Origin of the sequence: Pseudomonas sp. Root329 (assembly GCF_001424925.1) — a bacterium.
In the GTDB taxonomy this organism is placed as follows: Bacteria; Pseudomonadota; Gammaproteobacteria; order Pseudomonadales; family Pseudomonadaceae; genus Aquipseudomonas; species Aquipseudomonas arabinosi.
Window position 1 is genome coordinate 316390 of the sequence record NZ_LMCV01000034.1, and the last position, 16157, is coordinate 332546.

Below are 16157 nucleotides of genomic sequence, written 5' to 3' on the forward strand. Positions count from 1 at the left end.
AGGTTCAACTTGGGTGACCGTTAGCGCCCAGAAGGTCCACAGTCATGACTTCAGTTCGCCAATACGTCTCGGAAAACGTCAGGGCGAATAGCGGCGATATGAAGGAGCGATCGTGCGGCCCCAGAAGGGGACCGTCGTCCTTGTTCCCACTCCTGCAGAGTGCGTACGGAAACGCCCAGCAGCTCCGCAAACTTCGGTTGCGATAGACCGGTTTTGCTTCGGGCCTCTGCAGCCTCGGTTACTTCAACTTTGTGAACGTCGCCGTGTAGGCCGGCTTTGACTTCAAGAATCGACGCCAACAGTTCTTCGCCAATATTGCGTTTGGCATCCCGTTCCATCAGTTCTTTTTCAGTTAGGGGCATGATTCAGCTCCTTTGCCGCTTGCAGATAAGACCTTTGAGCGCATGAACCGAGCCCGTCTTTGCAAAAAATTCAACGCTGCCGTCTCGCAACGTTACAAATTCGACGTGATCACCTGCGGCCAACCCGAGCGAGGTGCGAACCTGCGCCGGAATGGTAATTCGTCCTTGCGTCGTTAGCCTCGCAGTTGCCATCAATGACACTCCATTAACGTAGCTAGGGATTTTTCGGTTACCGCCCCTCCAACAACTCCGCCGCCTGATCCAGCAACACCAAAGGCTCTTTAGCCTTGTGAATATCCACCGACAACAACTGCCGAAACTTGCGCGCCCCCGGAAACCCGGTGCCCAGCCCCAGCACATGCCGAGTGATGTGGTGCATCGAGCCGCCCGCATCAATATGCGCCGCTATATAAGGCCGCAACTGCGCCAGCGCCTCGGCCCGGCTGATCACCGGCGCCATGCTGCCGAACAGTTGCTGATCCACCTCAGCCATCACATAAGGGTTGTGATAGGCCTCACGACCCAACATCACACCGTCGAACGTCTGCAAATGCTCGTGACAGGCTTCCAGCGTCTTGATCCCGCCGTTGAGAATAATCTCCAGCTCCGGAAAATCCGTCTTCAACCGCGCCGCCACGTCATAACGCAGGGGCGGAATGTCGCGGTTCTCCTTCGGCGACAACCCCTCCAGAATCGCAATCCGCGCATGCACCGTAAAACTCGTGCACCCGGCATCCCGAACCGTGCCGACGAAATCACACAACTCCTCGTAACTGTCCCGCCCATTAATCCCGATCCGATGCTTCACCGTCACCGGAATCGACACCGCATCGCGCATCGCCTTCACACAATCAGCCACCAACTGCGGATGCCCCATCAGGCACGCACCGATCATATTGTTCTGCACCCGATCACTCGGGCAGCCGACATTCAGATTCACCTCGTCGTAACCGTGCTCCTGCGCCATGCGCGCGCACATCGCCAGGTCCAGCGGGACACTGCCGCCAAGTTGCAGGGCGAGCGGGTGTTCAGCTTCGTTGTGACGCAGAAAGCGGTCGTGATCGCCATTGAGGAGCGCGCCGGTGGTGACCATTTCTGTGTAGAGGAGCGCGTGCTTGGAGAGTAGGCGCAGGAAAAAACGGCAATGGCGATCGGTCCAATCCATCATCGGGGCGACGGAGAAGCGGCGGGAGAGCGGGGCGGGTGTGGCGGTGATTGGGGGCATTGGCGGTTCTGAGATGGGTGAGGCTGGGAGGTGGGGAGTTTATCAGGATTGGGGGTGGGGGGCTTAGGCGAGTCTTGCTGTGATGGTTCAGGACATCAGAGCAAAGGCATTGGAGGAAATCGACTGGATCGCTACGAGTAAATAAGTCTGCCTCCATTTTCAGTGGACGATCTGCACCAGGCCACCGGCCGCGATCTGAACCTGGTGGTGGCGCAGAAGCACAACGCCACGGTGGGTGGCGACATGCAGGAGATGATCCAGGGCTTGCGCCAAAGCGTGGCCGGGATTAGCCCGCAGCTGCAGGCGCCGAAAAACTGGATCGGTTCCAGTGCCGTCAATCTGTTTCAGGTGGTGTGCGACATGCTCGATCTGCTGCGGCAGATGAACACACTGCTGGCCGCTCACACTCATGTACCAGGACCAATGCCGAGCCCGACTGATGTGGCGGCATTCACGCCGAAGGCTGCGCAAGCTTTGGCTCTCGCCCTGCTCGTCACTCAACAACCTTTTTGCTTGTCATGCAAAAGCCACCCATTATCGAGTGACTTGATAGCCTTCAGCCAATTAACCAGGGAGTTTTTGTAGTGGATACAATTTTGACGGTGATTCTTGGGTCGTCGGTAATTTCGGCTTTCGTAGCGATATTTTTCGCATCACGAGACAGCGAGCGAAAAATATCTATCGAGAACATCACGATGGAGCGCACAAAGTGGAGGGATAAGGTCAGAGCTTTGTCGCTCTCAACTGTTGAGGCAATCTCATCGGGCGATAAAGTTCAGATCCTGGCTCTCCGTGCAGAGCTATCGCTCCGCCTCAATCCAAATGACGAATTTGATAACTACATCGTTGGACTCGTCTGTGTTGTTCCTGAGAATCAACGCAGCGCTGCAACAGAGAAATTTACTGCGTCAGTGGCTCAGGTTCTAAAGCATGATTGGGACCGCAGTAAGCTTGAAGCAAGCTCGATATTTGGGCGACTGAAGCTGACTCGCAGCGTACTGAAGAAAGCGTTTTATGAAGTTCCCAGTCTGGAGGTTCCAAAAGACCCCACCTAAACGCTAGGCATCAGAATTCCACTAGCCCGCCATTTCGCGGGCTTTTTTGTTCGATAACGTTGAGGTGTTCAATACCGGTTGCTGTTTTTCACCAAGTCATAAAAGCAGACAAGTTTAAAAAAACCACTGTGTTTAGAAGATGTGTCGACGTGTTTTTTTAAGATTTCGCATAAATCCCCCAAACCATCCTTTATCAGGGATGGCTCCATATAAGGAACCATTCTCACGAAAAGCTCAAAGCCTTGTCGTTGGTACAGCTCATTAATTCCCACAATGACTTCCGGGACGGTTTTTGATCTCTTTAGTTCGCCGTTATTCGTCTCTTCAAAAAGGTTTCCTTCAAATCTAGTTTCTGCACCAGGGCAAAGTGGAGGCGAGTCTGGGTTCAGGCTCCCATCTGGAAGAAGGTAGCCAGCCTTTTTCAAGTAGTGGAAAATCGGTAATTTTTGATTTCCTTTTGCAAGCTTGGGGAAAACCGTCGCAACAGTATCTGTTGCGTCATATTTCTCGGTTTCAAAGATAATGTCTCGAACGAGATCCGAGCGCTCAAGGCCAATTAAACCTTGCTTTGAAACTGCCTCGCCTTTCTTGAGCGTAGAAATAGCTCCGTAACCAACAACGAACTCAGTTAGGGAGTCACTTTTTTCAAGGTCGCTCTCATTTCTTACGTAAAGTTGACCTTTAGGGTCATCGGTTATGACAAGTTCATATAGTTGATCTTTTATTTTTCTGAAAATGTGAGCTGGAATCCGCTTCTTTGTTTCGGCTAATACTTCGTATAATTCGACAAAGCTTTTAACTCTCACAAGTTTTACGGGAATTCGTTTGTGGATAACTGAGTCAGTTATTGAAGGCGCTTCTAGGTCGCTGTTCCACTCTACAAATATCAGCTTGTCTCTTAGAAAATCTAGGCTTTTTTCGGGGAAGCAACCAATAATGTCTTCCAGTATTTCGGCTATATGTGGGTCGGCAAGCGAGTAGCCCAAGAAGATCACCGGTCGCTCAATGAAGATGGTGAGTAGCTTTGAGGAAAGATATGGGTTTTTTCTTCTGTACTCCGCATAATCCCCTTCAGTAAGGATTAAAGAGTTTGGTAGTGTTGAGCATCCATGAATTTTATATATTTCAGCGATGCCGTGGCTCCTTCCTGCAATAAGACCGTCCTGACCTATAAATGTAGTGAAGTTAGGGAAAGTGCTCTCGAGAAGGCAGTCCCAGTTTGTTGTGATGATCCCGTCGATGTTTGCTTTTTCCAGCAGAGCTATTTCTTCTGATGTTTCAGGGTTAATGTTTTCATGAGCTTTTTGCAGATATCGAGAGATTTCTATTTTTAGAATTGAGCTGTCATTAAGAAAATGCTCGCCAAATTGTTCTGATATCTCTTTTGACTCTGGGCGTTCCCACCACCGTTCTTCGTAACTTTTTGCCAGTAAATGCGCATACTTTGTGAGGTCGCCCCCGGAGCTTGTTCTGAGTTTGAGTGGGTTTTCACCTATTTCGTTACAGAACTTAAGCAATAGCTGCTCCCAGTTTTCCGTGCCGAGATAACGTCTAGACATTCCTGAACCAATAAACAGCATAGGAGAGGCTTCAAATTTTTTGAAATGCTCCTTAAGGGATGCTTTGAATTCCATGCACTTCTAACCTTGGCTGATGTTTGAATATTGCAGTAAGTATAGAACGTTCCGCCACATCAGAAGAGGTCAACGGAATGAAAAATGTGGCGACAACAAAAAAACATCTGAAAAAGCACTTATCCCCCTCCCGTCGACGGGCTTTGTGTCTTTTTTTTGTGCAAATCCTGATGTAGTGCAAACGAACCTGTAGCCCAGGCAGGCCATGGGGCTCCGTAGGCTTTCATTGGGCGAGAACTTTTAAGCGTGGGTTTCGGTGCGTTTCAAAAACGCGCACGATCTTTTTTGGCCGAAGATTGGCTGCGCGCGGGGAGAGGCTGAATTCCCGTAAGCCAAGACGGGCGGGGGCTTTGTCGTGTTTGATGAATTTCATAGGACTGACGGCGACCGACAATCGTATTCGCCGTCATTCAGCCAATTCGGGTTCGCTGAAAAACGTCGTTTTATTGTGAGTGATTCTTAGGGGTAGGGGGGCATTTTCAAAAAGAGCGATATCAGCGATACGGCATCGCAGTGGGTCTGGAGCCCCCGGTTTTACTGGGTTTTCGGTATTACAAAGGAAGGTAATATGAAGCGATATGAAACAGCTGGAGGGGACGGATTTATTTTCTATCAGGAAAATAGACCCGTCCCCTTTGTTGGTCCCCTTTTCCATCTTTTCGTCCCCCTTTTTTTCCGTGTTGTGCGACCTGCTTGATCTGGGGGAACAGATGAACATGCAAATTGCTGCGCATGTGGATGGTTCGGGGCTGGCGCTGACTACGTTTGCTGCGTTAAATATTGTAGCAATAGGGGCCAAGAGCTTGGGCGCAAAACCAAAGGTCATCACGCTTGTTACTTGAAATTAGAGCTTCTTCCATAAAAAACCCGCATAAATGCGGGTCTTTTTGATGGTTGCGAAATTAACCAAGTCTAGAGGATGTTAAATATCTCTTATGTAGCAGAATGACTGCGGTGCCGCACCGCTGGGGATAAACGATTTTAAACTCAGCGGCGTGTCGTATCTGCGCACCGTGCCAACCTTGATAGCGTGTGCCAGCTTTCTTCCGTCAAAATATTCATTGAAGAACTTTTTTGTGATACCAGAAAACTTTGAAGTCAGTGACCAAATTTCTTTAGGATCATCCGAAAGCACCTCATCGAAATCAAATTCCCCGATGACTTTTCCGATAGGCATGGTCGCATAAATAACTACGGTTTTCACGTCGGGATTCTTGAAAACAGACTTCCTGAATTCGAATTTTTTTTCGCCTTGCAAAATCTTTTCCGCATATTCAGGCTTAATTGATAATAATACTTTCATCTAACTGGCCCGCCTGTGCGATAGAATTAAACTGGTCTCGCGTCAATCGCATGAATCCCCAATAAGCGTTTGGATCCAAGTCGAACTGCTCAATCATCTCGCCACGTGTCACGCGACGCTTTAGAGCGGCATTATACGTAAAGCGGAAAACATGCGGGTATTTTTTATGAGCCCAAAACTGGTCAAGCTCAGCGTCGCTAAAAACGCTGTAGGGCTGGCAATACCTCATAAATTCATCCCGGGAGGTGAAGGAGTGAATTGATCTGTACTCCTCGACAACCCCTACAGATGTGGCCACTGAACGATAATGAGCAGGACCTGCTCCATCAGAAGTTCGATAGATGACAAGGATATCACCAGGGCGGAGAATTTCCAGACCGTTCATCGCTGCGAGATAGACTTTATGAATACTATTGGTGTGCGAAATGTCTTCAATGATGTCCGTGTCCTCATTCTTTAGAATGGAGTCGGGAAGCAATCGGGTATGCCATTTCGGATTAATCGAGAGCAGGTAGAAGTTTTTATTTGCTAAATCTGCTAAAGGATATGATTTCACAAGAGAGTCCTGAAGTTGACTTAGGTTTTTTACAAGAACGTATTCAGTTCCGTTTTGGGTGTGCTTTTCTGCTGCTTTTGAAAAGCCATACTTGGCGAATAATGATATGAGGGCTTCGTGGGCGGGGAATACGGTTACGTAAATTTCACTTACTTTATTATGTAGCGCATGGTCGAATATTTTTTTTATAAAGCGTTCGCCAAGCTTTGTGCCGTGTGCATTGATTTTCATAGTTCCGACTTTGAGCCGGTTCTTACTTGGCAGCGCCGGAACCACATCGTCAAGAGGGCCAGTTTCTGGCTTGAGATAGAGAAAGCCATTTACGTTGCCAAGCTCATCCTCAAAGATATAGGCTTTATCTTCTGCTTTCTTGGTGAACCATTGGGAAAATTCCTTGTAGTCCTCTATGAGCGAGGCGAAAAAAGGATCACCCAAGTTTACAAATTTGAATTTTTTTTGTGTTAGTTCCACGGCTGCGCTTCCTGCTCTAATTGGTTTTGAAAAAATTACTAATATTTTCTTGAAAAGCTTGGTCGGATGGCTGATTCAAAATTGATAGTGGAATATTTAAAAGCTTGCCGATGTAAATGGCTCTTTCTTTTTCTGCTTTTAGGAAAGTGGATATATCACCAGCTGATGAATTTTTATCTCTTGTTAATAGACGATTTTTCACTGTTTCAGCAGGGGCTTCTATTAGTGTTATTGCTGATAGTGATAGCTCTTTGAATGTGTTTTCGTCTACTTCTATAAGAAATCCGTCCGAGCCTTTAAGTACAAAGTGACCGTCTAGTAATAGATTGGCGTTGTTTTCGGTTAAGCGGTTGACCGCTTTTGTGAGTGCGACTTGATTCAAGTCTATATCTGAGACTAGCTTGTTAGATTCCCAGTTTGCTGACTTCAACTCGCTCTTGATAAGAGAGCTGGCACTCGAATGCATTATTCCGGTCTGTGCTGCAAAGCGCTCACAAAGATATGTCTTACCTACTCCATGCACTCCAGCAACAAAAACGACCATAGCTGATCTCCCTATCCATGTGGTTTTCGTCAGTACGCCAGTCAATCATCCTGATGTCAATTGGACATCAGGATGATTCTCAGATTTATTTTCCGTAACCGTTATTCAGACCTACTTTGTACTAGGAAGCTTGCCAGTGATCACAAACGTATCAAACACTTTCTGCCCATCACGTATTGCTTCCCGAATATCCAGGAACGTCAATTCTTTACGAATGACTTTTCTGTAGCGTTTATCGGTTTTTTTGGTAGTGGTCATCGGAGATTCCGAAGGGTGCATATGCATGCTGACTAGTTAATGTGATTGATATTACTCGGGCAAACCGCAAGAGCGGTAAAGGACGGCTTATGCTGCCAGCCCCCTGTGAGGGCGGAGGGGCGTCCGGGTGGGCGCCCCGTTGTGACGTCAGGACGGTTCAGCATCCATACGTCGCGCAATGACATCCAGCACATCGCAGCCATCACGCAACGGTATGCAGCAAAGCATTGCGAAGTCGCTGAGTATCACCGAATCCGTGGTGATGTCGCCGCGCATCGCGAGGTTTTCCAGGATCTGTGTTACCGCGCCAATTCGGTAGCGTGCGGTGCTAAGCAGTGAGTGCAGCGGTTGGGTGGTGTTTACATACAGCGAGGGAAGGTCGTCGGCGTTGCTGGTTAAAGCCATGTATTCATTCATAAGAGAAGCTCCATTAATTTGAGAAAACTACTACTCAATCGTCGCCAAACGAATGGGTGGTAGCCGTACGCGGGTTGGCGAACCGGGCAATGGAGAAACCGGCAGACCCTAAGGTCTCCCGCGCACAGCCACCATAAAGCAGGCAGCTAAGTGCGTTCCGAAACGCTCCGAAAATGCTCGAAGGTTTCAGTTCAATTGCCATCGAGTCGCCAAACCCGACACGCCATTTTGACGTTGGGTGGACTATAGGCCTCGTGACAAAAGCACAGCAATGGACAAGTGTACGGACAATTCCCAGAGTCGTGTAGGACGTTGCTCTTTTAACAGTTTGTCTGGGAAACACCCATTTGTGCATCAAGAAATCAGTACCTGAACAAACCCTGTCGCCCAGCAAAGTTTCATAATTCCTGTTGGTCTTGCGGCATAGGATAACGACCTAAGGTCACCACGCTTCCAACCCACAGGAATCTGAAAAATGATCTCGAACCTCTTCAAAGTCGCTCTGATCGCCGGCGCATTGCTATTGAGCGCCTGTTCGGGTGCAAGCACCCATAGCGAATATTCGGAAGCCACCCTGCCGTCTGCCGGTTTTGGTCCGGGGCCTACCAACAACCCCAATAAGATGAATTTCCATGGCAGTGCGCTCGGCAACAGCTTCGGCGAGTACAGTTCGGGGTTGTTGCACGACGATTAACGGCGGAAGTGTTTCCGCCGTTTTGCGTTTTACCTGAGGCAAGGTGAGTGCTGGGTTGGCGACTGCTGCGCAGTCGGACGCAGGCTTCGCCAGCTGCTACATGGATGGTGTACGTGCGGTTATTTGGGCTCGGGTGTTGCTATCCACTGGCCCAAAACTTTTTGGTAGTTGCCTGTGACTTTGGCCAGGTGCAGCCACTGATCGACGTACAACTTCCAGGTCATGTCATCACGCGGCAGCAAGTAAGCCTTCTCGCCGTACTGCATGAATTGCTTCGGGTTCACCGCGCACAAACCGGGTTTGAGTTTCTGCTGATAGAGCGCTTCCGAAGCATCTGTAATCATCACGTCAGCCTTCTTGTCCAGCAGCTCCTGAAAGATGGTCACGTTGTCGTGAAGGCGTAATTGCGCCTTGGGTAGAAAGGCGTGAACAAAGGCTTCGTTGGTGCCGCCGGCTGGTTCGACCAAACGAACCGAAGGCTGGTTGATTTGCTCGACGGTCTGGTACAGCGCCTGATCTTCGCAGCGCACCAGTGGGATTTTGCCGTCGACGTCGAGCGTGGTGCTGAAGAAGGCTTTTTTCTGGCGCTCCAGCGTGACCGAGATGCCGCCGACGCCGATGTCGCATTTGCCCGCGAGCATGTCGGGCATCAGGGTTTTCCAGGTGGTCTGCACCCACTCGACTTTGACGCCGAGGCTGTCGGCCAACGAGCGGGCCATGGCGATGTCGATACCCGAGTATTCGCCGTCCTCGGCTTTGACGGTGTAGGGTTTGTAGTCGCCTGTTGTGCACACGCGCAGTTGGCCCTGTTGGATGACGCTGTCCAAGTGCGATTGCTCGGCTTGAGCGGCAAACGATAGGGCGAGCAGGCCACCGAGCATCATTGTGGTTTTCAGGTTGTTCATTGTTATCCGGCTTCCATGATGGAGTGGGGGCTGAGAGTACTTACTTTCTGCTGCACCGCTCAACATCATCCTGGGTTTTCAAATCGGTCTCGATTCGCTAGAGCTATTGCCCCGTCATCTCCATCTCCGGACTCAACGTCCCTAACCAAGCCACCAACCCCACAATCAACACCGCCGCCGCCAATTCAACCACCACGCTGCGCCGCAACGTATTCGCCGCCACCCGATACTGACCCTCACGCAACGACCGCTCCAGAAACGGCCCCAGGTGAAAACGGTTCAACGCGGCGAGCACCAGCATCCCGGCAAACAGCGCGATTTTGATGGACAGCAAAATCCCGTAGATACTGAGCAAGACATCGTCGAGCGTTGGGCCGACGATGAACAGGTAGTTCACGACGCCCGTGACCGTGATGACGGCCACGATCACTGCACCCACCCATTCAAATCGGCTGACTACCCGAGCCAGCAATCTGATGCGTTCCTCGGTTTGCAGATCGTTGATCTTTGCCATCAAGGCAAGCGCGACCAGCGCACCGAGCCAGGCTCCCGAAGCCAGCAGATGCGCGATGTCAGTGATGAAATGCCAATAGCGACGGCTGCCTTCATCCATCGCCCCATGACCGCTCCAGGCCAGGCTGGCCAGGGCGATAGCGCCGGCAAAAGACGCGATCAGCAGGCTGAATCCGGGCGCACGGTGATTGAGCATCACCGCCAGACTGGCGATAACCAGCGCGACGATGCGCACGACCCAGGCCAACCCGACATCCGTCTCAAACACCATCATCTCGATATGCGGACGCAGCTCGGCAAAGTTCGTCTCACCGCTCATGGCGCTCGCCATCATCACCATGCTGGCGACAGAAAGCAGCACGCCCAGCAACGCCGCCCCCGTCAACATCGACCGAAGCGGCAGCGCCACCCCTGACACCCGCTCCTGTTCTTTCAGGCTATACAGCCCAAACAGCGCCAGCCCAAACAGCAGCATCAAATCCACATACAACCCAAAGCGCAGTGCAATGCTGACCGAGTCGCTCATCAATCACTTCACTTTGAACGTGACGTTGCCGGTGATCGGGTGGGTGTCCGAAGACACCGCGCGCCATTCGACTTTGTAGGTCCCGGCAGGCAGTGGCGAAAGCGGTGTGATGACCATGGTTTTCGGATCGCTACCACCCGAGACTTTGGCTTTCATGGGCATGGGGGAGTGCGCCATGCCGGGCATTTCCGTCATGACCAGTTTTGCACCGGAGAACTGGGTCATGAGGCTTTCGGAAAAGTGCAGTTCGATTTTGCCGGGTGTCGCGCCATCCGCACCTTCCGCCGGAGTGGAGGAGAGCAGTTTCGGGTGCGCTTGAGCGAGCGCGCTCATGAGCAGCCCGATGGCGACAGCGGTAGTTTTAATCATGCGCATGCAAGGCCTCTTACCGCTTTAAGCGGTTGTTTTTTTGGTTGTTGAGTTAATGCGTTTAGAACCACAGGCGAACGCCGAGGACCAAGCGTGCTTCGCTGCGATCCTCGCCTTCATCGTTGGCGTAGTCGGCGGTTTTGCCGTAGGTGCGGTTCCAGGTCACGCCGATATAGGGCGCGATTTCCCGGCGGATTTCATAGCGCAGCCGCAGGCCGGCTTCGGTGTTGGATAACCCGGAACCGATACCCCGTTGCGGGTCGTTTTTGCCGTAGAAGTTGAGTTCGGCGGTCGGTTGCAGGATCAGGCGGTTGGTCAGCAGGATGTCGTAGTCGCCTTCCAGTCGCGCGGCGGTTTGGCCGCCTTCGCCGATGAAGGCGGTGGCTTCGGTTTCGAAGTTGTACAGCGCCATCCCTTGCACGCCAAACGCGGCCCAGGTTTGCGGATCGCCAGGTTTGAAATCCTGGCGAACGCCGGTCACCACGTCCCACCACGGGGAGATTGCGTGGCCCCACAGGGCCTGGATTTCGGCGTCTTCGGTTTTGCCGTTGGTGCGTTCGCCTTCGGAGCGCAGCCACAGGCGATCGATGTCGCCGCCAATCCAGCCGGAGAGATCCCAGGCCAGGGTGCTGCCGTCATCAGCGTCCTGCCATTCGAGTTTATCGGCGAGGAAGTAATGGTTGAGCGCGGTGTCATGCACGCCGTGGCCGGTTGGGCTGGCGTACACCGCGGCGCGGTCGGCATCGGTCAGCGCCGGGATCGGCGTGCGACTTTCGGTCGGTGCGGCGGGCTGCATCTGGCCGTCGTCCATGCTTTGCATTTGGCTAGGGTCCATGCCCTGCATCTGGCTGTGATCCATGTTTTGCATGTCGCCGGTGGCGGCCATCGCCGAAGAGAGGGTCAGGCTCGCGGTCACGAGTGCCAATGAAATGGGAGTGAGTCTGGTCATGGTCAGGCGCCTCATTCTTCCACGCGAACTTCACGGAACATGCCCATTTCCATGTGGTACAGGAGATGGCAGTGATAGGCCCAACGGCCGAGCGCATCGGCGGTCACCCGATAGCTGCGTCGGGAGCCGGGCGGCATGTCGATGGTGTGTTTGCGCACCATGAACTCGCCGTTTTCGTCTTCGAGGTCGCTCCACATGCCATGCAGGTGAATGGGGTGGGTCATCATCGTGTCGTTGACCAGCACCACCCGAACCCGCTCGCCGTATTTGAGGCGCACGGGTTCGGCGTCGGAGAACTTCACGCCGTTGAACGACCAGGCGAATTTCTCCATGTGGCCGGTGAGGTGCAGTTCAATGGTACGGCTCGGGTCGCGGCCGTCCGGGTCTTCGAAGGTGCTGCGCAGGTCGGAATAGGTCAGGACGCGGCGGCCGTTGTTGCGCAGGCCGAGGCCGGGATCGTCGAGTTTGGGGGCGGTGGTCATGGCTTGCATGTCCACCAGCGGGTTGTTGTTTTCCGTCGCAGGGTGGGACTGCATGCCGGGCATGGCCATGGCGCTGTGATCCATGCCCGCCATGCTGCCGTGATCCATTCCGCCCATGCCCATGTCATCCATGGTCACCAGCGGTCGAGGGTCCAGCGGCGGTATCGGCGCGGATAAACCAGCCTTCGCTGCAAGCGTGCCGCGTGCAAATCCAGTCCGATCCATCGACTGGGCGAACAAGGTGTAAGCCGCTTCGGTCGGCTCGACAATCACATCGAAGGTCTCTGCCACCGCAATGCGAAACTCGTCGACGATCACCGGTTTGACGTGCAGCCCATCCGCAGCGACCACCGTCATTTTCAGCCCGGGAATGCGCACGTCGAAGTACGTCATGGCGGAGCCATTGATGAAGCGCAGGCGCAACTTCTCGCCCGGTCGGAACACGCCCGTCCAGTTCGAGTTCGGCGCCTGGCCGTTCATCAAGTAGGTGTAAGTTGCGCCGCTGACGTCGGCGAGGTCGGTGGGGTTCATCTTCATTTCGGCCCACATCTTTCGATCAGCGACCGTGGACCCCCAACCTTTCTCACTGACGTCGTGGATGAAGTCACCCACGGTGGGCTTGTTGTAGTTGTAGTAATCGGACTGTTTTTTCAGCGTCTTCATCAGGTCGACGGCGTCTTCGTCGGTCCAGTCGGTCAGCATCACCACGTAATCGCGGTCGTACTGGAACGGCTCCGGCTCCTTCGCATCAATCACCAACGGCCCGTAAACACCGGACTGTTCCTGTAAGCCTGAATGGCTGTGGTACCAGTACGTGCCGTTCTGTCGAACCTTGAATTGATAGACGTACATCCCACCCGGCTCGATGCCGTGAAAGCTCAAACCCGGCACGCCGTCCATGTTGGCCGGCAGCAAGATGCCGTGCCAGTGAATGGAGGTGTCGGCGTTGAGTTTGTTTTTCACTCGCAGCGTCACCGTGTCGCCTTCGCGCCAACGCAGCAGGGGGCCGGGAATGCCGCCGTTGATGGTCATCGCGGTGCGCGGGTTGCCGGTGATGTTGACCGGGGTTTCGCCGATGAGCAGATCGAAATCGGTGCCCGCCAGCACCTGAGGTTCGCCGGGACTGGTGACCGCCCAGACAGGCGTGCGCCATAACCCGAGGCCGCCGAGGAGCCCGCCCGCGGCCAGGCCCTTCACGAAGGTGCGTCTTGATGTGTTGGAGTGCATGCCGTGTTCCCGGTCCGTCAGCGTGGAGAGAGCTTGACGACGAGGCTAACGGGCGATGCCTTTCAGCAGGCTGAGGCGGGGATTACAGTTTTGTCAGGTTCATGCCGTAATTATTGGCGTGTATCGGGCGTTGACGCTGCGGCCACAGTGCCGCTACCGCAATTGATATACGAAGACGACTTCAACCAACGCTGATCCGGATAGTAAGAAAACAACAACTGCCCATCTTTCATCGAATCAATCAACTTATGCGCAATTGCCGGCCGTACAGCCGGACACCCCAGGCTTCTACCGATCCGGCCATTCGCTCGGGCAAGAACCGGACTGACATAGGGCGCCCCATGGATAACGATCGCCCGCTCAAATGCGTTGTCGTTGAAACCCGGCTCCAATCCTTCCATGCGCAAGGAGTAACCGTTCTGGCCGACATAGCTCGACTGGGTGCGGTACAAACCGAGGCTGGTGGCAAAGCTTTCATTCTGGTTGGAGAACTTGACCGCCATGTTCTCGCCGCTGTTGCGACCGTGGGCGACCAGTTCGTGGAACAGTAATTTACGTTTCTTCAGATCGAACACCCACAACCGTTGTTCGGTCGAAGGCAATGAGTAGTCGATGACAGCAAGTCTTTGGACAGGTGCTTTACCTTGGGCCAAGCTGCATTGGGTAGCGCGTACGGCCAGCCCGATGACTTTGGCGTTGGCGCCAGGTGCTGCTTTGAGCAGCGCGGCTTCAAGCGAATCGGCGTAGGCTGCCGGTACCGAAACTAACGTCAGCAGCAAGGCCGTGAATAAGAAACCAAAGCGGTCTAGTGCCATATGTAAGTCTCACATTAATGTTTCGAGTCTAGCAGTGTGCAGGATGCTAGCCGTTGAATACGGGGCGATTAAGGATTATCCATGGGGCAGTTAACAAGGTTATTCGTCATAAGCCGCATCTTTTTTATGGGCTTTCTGATCAGCGGCGCAGCGATTGCAGAAACTTCGCCGATTGAGGCGGTATCTCCCGTCATCAGCAGAACTGGCGCAGCACCTGACGATTACGTCGCTCAAACGATTCAGGCGGCACTTGAGCCATTGAGTTCATCGTTTCCCCCCTTGCTCACTTCCCGTGGCCATCGACGGGTGGATCCGAGTCGCGTGGTCATGGATTTTTACATGCATCGGGGTTATCGCTCGGCCTGGGCGAACGACAGCGATGTCATCCAGTTATTGAAAAGCCTGAGCGAGACCCGGGCCGACGGGCTGGACCCTGCGGACTTTCATATTGATGAGTTGGCGAACGCCAGAGCGTCGATGCAGGCAGCAGAGCCGACGGTGGCGCAACGGGCGGCGTTCGATATCGCGGCGACCCGGACCTTTATCACGGCGCTGCTGCAATTGCGGCGCGGCAAGGTTGACCCTTCGCGTCTGGACATCCATTGGAATTTCGACCCTGTCGGCGCCGATCCTCGTGGAGACATGAATAACTTGTTCGCCGCGCTCGATGCTCATGACGTGGCGCGCGCTTTCGCCGAAGCGCCACCACAAGAGGCGGTTTACCGCAGCCTGCGCGTGGGGCTGGCGCAACTGCGCAAGGTTCGGGACGCGGGTGGCTGGCCGAAGATTGCCGAAGGCCAATCGCTCAAGCCAGGCATGGATGACGCCTCTGTCGCGCAGTTGCGAGCACGTTTGGTGGTGGGTGGTTATCTGGCCCCATCAAAGAAGCCACGCACTGATTACGACGACAGCGTCACCGCGGCGGTGAAAAAGTATCAGACCGAGCAATACCTGGGGGCGGATGGCGTGGCGGGGGGCGCGACACTGGCTGCGTTGAATGTGCCCGTAGAGGCGCGGATAGACCAGGTTCGGGTGAACATGGAGCGCGCGCGTTGGTTGTTGTACAAACTTCAGGGCACTTTTGTCATCGTTGATATTGCGGGTTACAAGGTGGCGCTTTATCGCGACGGTAAGGCGATATGGCGTTCCCGGGTTCAGGTCGGTAAGCCGTTCCGCAGTACGCCGGTGTTTCAAGCCGAGATTACTTACGTAACGTTCAACCCCACCTGGACTGTGCCACCGACGATCCTCATCAAAGACATGCTGCCCAAGATTCAACGAGATCCTGGCTACCTTGCCGCCAGCCGTATAAGAGCCCTTGATCGAGAGGGGAATGTGCTCGATCCGTCGACCGTCGACTGGGATAACGCGCGCGGTATCACGCTGCGACAGGATGCCGGGCCGGATAATTCGCTGGGGCAAGTGGTCATTCGGTTTCCCAATGAGTATTCGATTTATCTCCACGACACCCCGCATCGCGAGTTGTTTGCGCAATCGCGCCGTGCCACCAGTTCAGGCTGCATACGGGTGGAGAACCCGCTGCAGTTGGTAGAGCTGTTGTTCAACGACCCGGTTCGTTGGAACAGCGCCGGGATACAGGCTCAACTGGCGAACGGCAAGACCGAAAATATCAGGCTTCCTGTCAAGGTGCCGGTGCTGTTGGCTTACTGGACGGTGGACCTGAGCAACGATGGTCGAGTGATGTTTAAACCCGATGTCTACGGGTACGATTCCGCGGTACTGCGGGGGTTGAATCTGCCTTCGGAACTGCCCGTTCTGGATGTGCGACGAGCAGGAACTTCCTCTGTGGCAACGGAGCAAAACCAGCAGTAGCCATGAAGGAGTTGGGACT

At 53.5% G+C, this 16157-nt stretch carries 18 protein-coding genes and 1 pseudogene; 5 read left to right on the plus strand and 14 right to left on the minus strand.

Annotated features, from left to right (window positions below):
* Positions 1–50 precede the first annotated feature (50 nt).
* From ASC74_RS23095 to dusA, 3 genes are read right to left on the minus strand one after another with little or no spacing between them, the layout of a single operon-like run.
* On the minus strand, positions 51–362 hold the full coding sequence (locus tag ASC74_RS23095; RefSeq protein WP_033061895.1) for a helix-turn-helix domain-containing protein: 312 nt from the start codon (positions 360–362) through the stop codon (positions 51–53).
* A gap of 3 nt (positions 363–365) precedes the next feature.
* Entirely contained in the window at positions 366–554 is a 189-nt protein-coding gene (locus ASC74_RS23100) for an AbrB/MazE/SpoVT family DNA-binding domain-containing protein (protein WP_056744333.1), read from the minus strand.
* 37 nt (positions 555–591) lie between these two features.
* Positions 592–1587 carry a tRNA dihydrouridine(20/20a) synthase DusA gene (gene dusA, locus ASC74_RS23105; RefSeq protein WP_056744335.1) on the minus strand — a complete coding sequence of 332 codons (996 nt, stop codon included), beginning with the start codon at positions 1585–1587 and terminating at the stop codon, positions 592–594.
* Between the two features lie 159 nt (positions 1588–1746).
* Here dusA and ASC74_RS23110 point away from each other — a divergent pair.
* Both ASC74_RS23110 and ASC74_RS23115 read left to right on the plus strand, forming a co-directional pair.
* A pseudogene (locus ASC74_RS23110) lies at positions 1747–2073 on the plus strand (hypothetical protein); the annotation flags it as partial.
* A 98-nt stretch (positions 2074–2171) separates the two neighbouring features.
* A complete protein-coding gene (locus ASC74_RS23115) occupies positions 2172–2642 on the plus strand; it encodes a hypothetical protein (RefSeq protein ID WP_056744340.1) in 471 nt (156 codons plus the stop codon).
* A gap of 68 nt (positions 2643–2710) precedes the next feature.
* Here ASC74_RS23115 and ASC74_RS23120 read toward each other — a convergent pair whose 3' ends face one another.
* Positions 2711–4276, minus strand: coding sequence for an SIR2 family protein (locus tag ASC74_RS23120; protein ID WP_056744342.1), 1566 nt, complete (start codon positions 4274–4276; stop codon positions 2711–2713).
* 578 nt (positions 4277–4854) lie between these two features.
* On the opposite strand from ASC74_RS23120, the gene ASC74_RS23125 reads away from it, so the two are divergent.
* Complete coding sequence (locus tag ASC74_RS23125) at positions 4855–5118, plus strand: hypothetical protein (RefSeq protein WP_056744344.1); 264 nt, start codon at positions 4855–4857, stop codon at positions 5116–5118.
* An 80-nt stretch (positions 5119–5198) separates the two neighbouring features.
* Here the strand turns inward: ASC74_RS23125 and ASC74_RS23130 are convergent, their stop codons facing one another.
* From ASC74_RS23130 to ASC74_RS23145, 4 genes are all read right to left on the minus strand, one after another.
* On the minus strand, positions 5199–5579 hold the full coding sequence (locus tag ASC74_RS23130; RefSeq protein WP_056744346.1) for an ASCH domain-containing protein: 381 nt from the start codon (positions 5577–5579) through the stop codon (positions 5199–5201).
* Positions 5557–6606 (minus strand): hypothetical protein, encoded by a 1050-nt coding sequence (locus ASC74_RS23135; RefSeq protein ID WP_056744348.1) that lies wholly within the window; start codon positions 6604–6606, stop codon positions 5557–5559. Before ASC74_RS23135 ends, ASC74_RS23130 begins: the two co-directional genes overlap by 23 nt.
* Positions 6607–6622: 16 nt before the next feature.
* Positions 6623–7150 (minus strand): ATP-binding protein, encoded by a 528-nt coding sequence (locus ASC74_RS23140; protein WP_056744350.1) that lies wholly within the window; start codon positions 7148–7150, stop codon positions 6623–6625.
* Positions 7151–7555: 405 nt separating this feature from the next.
* The gene (locus ASC74_RS23145; protein ID WP_056744352.1) at positions 7556–7825 is read right to left on the minus strand and encodes a hypothetical protein; all 270 of its coding nucleotides are present in this window, start codon (positions 7823–7825) and stop codon (positions 7556–7558) included.
* Between the two features lie 475 nt (positions 7826–8300).
* Between ASC74_RS23145 and ASC74_RS23150 the strand changes: the two genes are divergently transcribed.
* On the plus strand, positions 8301–8519 hold the full coding sequence (locus ASC74_RS23150; protein WP_033061890.1) for a hypothetical protein: 219 nt from the start codon (positions 8301–8303) through the stop codon (positions 8517–8519).
* Between the two features lie 119 nt (positions 8520–8638).
* Here the strand turns inward: ASC74_RS23150 and ASC74_RS23155 are convergent, their stop codons facing one another.
* The 6 genes from ASC74_RS23155 to ASC74_RS23180 form a co-directional block, all read right to left on the minus strand.
* Positions 8639–9424 (minus strand): transporter substrate-binding domain-containing protein, encoded by a 786-nt coding sequence (locus ASC74_RS23155; protein WP_056744354.1) that lies wholly within the window; start codon positions 9422–9424, stop codon positions 8639–8641.
* A 103-nt stretch (positions 9425–9527) separates the two neighbouring features.
* A complete protein-coding gene (copD, locus tag ASC74_RS23160; protein ID WP_056744356.1) occupies positions 9528–10463 on the minus strand; it encodes a copper homeostasis membrane protein CopD in 936 nt (311 codons plus the stop codon).
* Positions 10464–10466: 3 nt separating this feature from the next.
* A complete protein-coding gene (gene copC / locus ASC74_RS23165) occupies positions 10467–10838 on the minus strand; it encodes a copper homeostasis periplasmic binding protein CopC (RefSeq protein WP_046047766.1) in 372 nt (123 codons plus the stop codon).
* 55 nt (positions 10839–10893) lie between these two features.
* Positions 10894–11781, minus strand: a complete 888-nt coding sequence (locus ASC74_RS23170) for a copper resistance protein B (RefSeq protein ID WP_056744358.1) — start codon at positions 11779–11781, stop codon at positions 10894–10896.
* 11 nt (positions 11782–11792) lie between these two features.
* Positions 11793–13490, minus strand: a complete 1698-nt coding sequence (locus ASC74_RS23175) for a copper resistance system multicopper oxidase (RefSeq protein WP_056744360.1) — start codon at positions 13488–13490, stop codon at positions 11793–11795.
* Between the two features lie 110 nt (positions 13491–13600).
* Complete coding sequence (locus ASC74_RS23180; protein WP_056744362.1) at positions 13601–14305, minus strand: murein L,D-transpeptidase catalytic domain family protein; 705 nt, start codon at positions 14303–14305, stop codon at positions 13601–13603.
* 81 nt (positions 14306–14386) lie between these two features.
* On the opposite strand from ASC74_RS23180, the gene ASC74_RS23185 reads away from it, so the two are divergent.
* The gene (locus ASC74_RS23185) at positions 14387–16138 is read left to right on the plus strand and encodes a L,D-transpeptidase family protein (RefSeq protein WP_056744364.1); all 1752 of its coding nucleotides are present in this window, start codon (positions 14387–14389) and stop codon (positions 16136–16138) included.
* The last annotated feature ends 19 nt before the right edge of the window (positions 16139–16157 follow it).